The 2,893-nt window shown below is 68.4% G+C and carries 1 protein-coding gene and 2 pseudogenes; all 3 read right to left on the bottom strand.

What is annotated here, in order from left to right:
* Nucleotides 1-185 (bottom strand): annotated as a pseudogene (locus tag Q5694_RS34725) (hypothetical protein); the annotation flags it as partial.
* A 643-nt stretch (nucleotides 186-828) separates the two neighbouring features.
* Nucleotides 829-1,350, bottom strand: a complete 522-nt coding sequence (locus Q5694_RS34720) for a pentapeptide repeat-containing protein (protein ID WP_333937509.1) — start codon at nucleotides 1,348-1,350, stop codon at nucleotides 829-831.
* Between the two features lie 91 nt (nucleotides 1,351-1,441).
* Nucleotides 1,442-2,893, bottom strand: a pseudogene (locus Q5694_RS34715) (hypothetical protein); the annotation flags it as partial.

Raw genomic sequence — 2,893 nt, 5'->3', positions numbered from 1 at the left:
GACGCGATCCGGTCCGCCCGCGCCTTGAACTGGTCGAACATCACCCGGCCCGAACCGTTGAACTTCCCCTCCAGCGGTTGCGCCGCCGCCACCAACTGCCGGACCAGACCACCCAGATCGTCCGTCGAACCACGCGTGTCCCGCTGCAACGACGACAGCGTCTGCGCACCCATGTCGAACTTCATCGTGCCGACTCGCCTCCCCCGGTACGGGCCGTCGGGCCACCGCGCATGGCAGCCCGAAGTCTCTGCGCCATCTCTATCAACGCGGCCGGCGCGGTGGGAATCGGGGGTCTCGGGCACTCACAGAAGCACCACATGTTCGAGGGAACCCCGCCACACAGTCGACCGACTTGGCTGCGTCCCTCACACGCACCCCGACGAGCTCTCTCGCCCGCTCCCCGATGTCACGTGCGGGCGACCAGCCGCGCGCGGTCAGGTGAGCCGGCAGGTCCGACGCCGACCGCTGGGACGAAGCACCTTGTCCGTCGAACGGGCGCACCTGCACTCGTCACCCCGTGGGCAAGACGGTCGCAGTCGGTTGCGAAGTCGGGGCCGCGGCCGTCCGTGACGACTGGTTCGTCGACCCCGTATCCCACAGCCCCGCCGAAGTCGGTCGCCTGGCTGTGCAGTCCTGTCAACGGCAGGGGCAGGAAATCGCCCCGTCGGATCTGCCCCCGTGATCTGCGGACCCGGCCCGACCGGTGACTCGGGATGCAGACGCTCACGCGTCCCTGCGCCATGTGCGGGTCGGCCGCCTCCATGTCGACTTCGGGGTCGTCGATGTCGATGCGCCGCACTGCGATCGGACCGGATTCGAGGTTGGGCCCTATCGCGTCAGTACTTCGATACTCGCGCCGCGGTCCTGGAGCCATTTCTGCAGCGTCGAGCCGGACAACTCCTGGGAGCCACCCTTCTCCTTCACCACGGCCGGGCCCAGAACAGACCCGGTTGCGCCTTCCAGTCGGGTCTCGTCGTCGAGAGTCACCTGGAAGGAGTTCTCGTCGAACACGGCGTCACGCAGATCCGCGGATCGGAGATCCACCTGCAGGAGAGACGCGCCCATGAACTCTGTACCTCTGCAGCTGGCACCAACTGCATCGACACCGTACAAGGAGGCTTTGACCAGGTTGGCGCGGTCGAGGGTGGCACCCCGCAGAATCGCGTCGTCGAGGTTCGTCCGCACGAGAGAGGCACCGGTCAGGTCAGAGTTGCTGAAGTCGGCTCCTTGAGCGTCGGACCTGTACAACTCGGCATCGACCAGTGTGACGTCTCTCAACGTGGCATCCGTGAACCAGGACTCCGAGAAGTCACCCCGCGAGAGATCCGCCCCGGTGAGATCCAGACCCACGGCATCCAGTCCCCCCTGGCCGGCTGCGATCCACTCACGCAGGCGCTCGGCTGCGACATGGTCCGCAGGGAACCGAACCGGAGTCCACCCCCTAGGGGTACCAGATGACATTGTCTTCCCAACCGTTCTTCTCGACGATGGACTTGATGTCGTCAATCGCCGCCTGATTAGCGTTTCTGACGTCCAGAATCACGGTGCGCTGCTTCCCGACGATCTGCTCCGAAAGCTTGCTCACCCAGCGAGCATTGTTTGCCGGGTCGTAGGCGCCGCGGAAAGGCTGAGACTTGTCCCGCACATTATTGAAGGGGGGCCAGTCCGAATGCACTCCCTTGATGTCATAGTAACGCCCCGTGCTGGGCGAGTAGAACTCGCCTCGATCCGCCACGGTGGGGCGCTGGATGTCATCGGGGAGGCGGCCTTGCTCTCTCAGGTCCAGGCCGACTCGTGCCTCGTCCTTCGAAGGCTCGGATATTCCGCCGTTCTTGTCCGGATCACGTTGCAGCTGATCGAAGTCCTCAGGGCTCCGTTGCTCGACTTCATCGAGGTGGTCCCAATGTGCCGCCTTCTCTTCCGGCGTCAATTCCGGCAACGGCTCGTTCCCGCGAGGAGGGCTCGTGTCCCCCACGTCTGCCGGTCCGTCGGCATGATGCCCATCGGAGGCGTTGTCCCCGCCTCCGCCATGCCGGCCACCGGCTTCGCCGCCGCCGTCGCCGAACGCAGCGAGTCCGTCGCCATGACCCGAAGCGGCGTCGCCGGCCCTCGAGCTCTCCCCGGCGTCGCCGTGGCTTCCGCCGGTGCCGGACGGCGGTTCGTGGCTCGCGGCAGGGCCGTGGCCGAGGTCGTCCGCGTGGCCTCCCGGTGCGTTGTCCGCCGACCGGCCGGCCGGCATGTGGTCGCCCACCGCACTCGCGGACGGGACGTCAGCACCGGCATGCAGCGGCGGTACGTCGCCTCCGGCGTGAACGGCCGGGGTGGTGGCCGGGTTGTCCGTGACCCGGCCGATGTCGCCCAGGGTGGTGTCGAGGCTGTCGCCCAGGCGTACGTGCTGGCCGGCCTGTTCCGCGGTGTGCGTGCCCGCGCCGACCAGGGCCGGCTGCCGGTCCGGGGAGTCCACCCGGGGGTTGTCCGCACCGGAGGTCGGACGGTCCGGGGAGTCCGGCTGGTCGACGACGTCGCCGGGGCCGTCGGCGGACTGCTGCAGCACATTGCCGCGCTCGTCCAGCAGATTGCCGTCCGGGTCGTAGTACCGGGCCGGGGCGCCGTCCTCCGTGGGCAGCCTCGTCGTGCCCTCCGGCAGGACCGGCACATCATCCGGCACACGCACCGTGCCGTCCGGGAGCCGCGTCGCGCCCTCCGGGAGCGTCGCCCCCTCCGGCAGCTGCACCGTGCCGCCCGGGAGCCGCACACTGCCCTCGGGCAGGGTGAGCGCGTTCTCCGGCAGTGCGGGGATATCGATGGCGCCGACCCCGCGCAGGCCCTTGGTGATGTCGCCGATCTTCGACAGGCCCGCGCCCGCGCCCTTGGCGATGTAGGTCATCGGGTC

The sequence above is a fragment of the Streptomyces sp. AHA2 genome (genome assembly GCF_036857595.1).
Classification (GTDB): Bacteria; Actinomycetota; Actinomycetes; order Streptomycetales; family Streptomycetaceae; genus Streptomyces.
The sequence above is the reverse complement of the archived record's forward strand: the minus strand, read 5'-3'. Positions and strand labels throughout refer to the sequence as shown.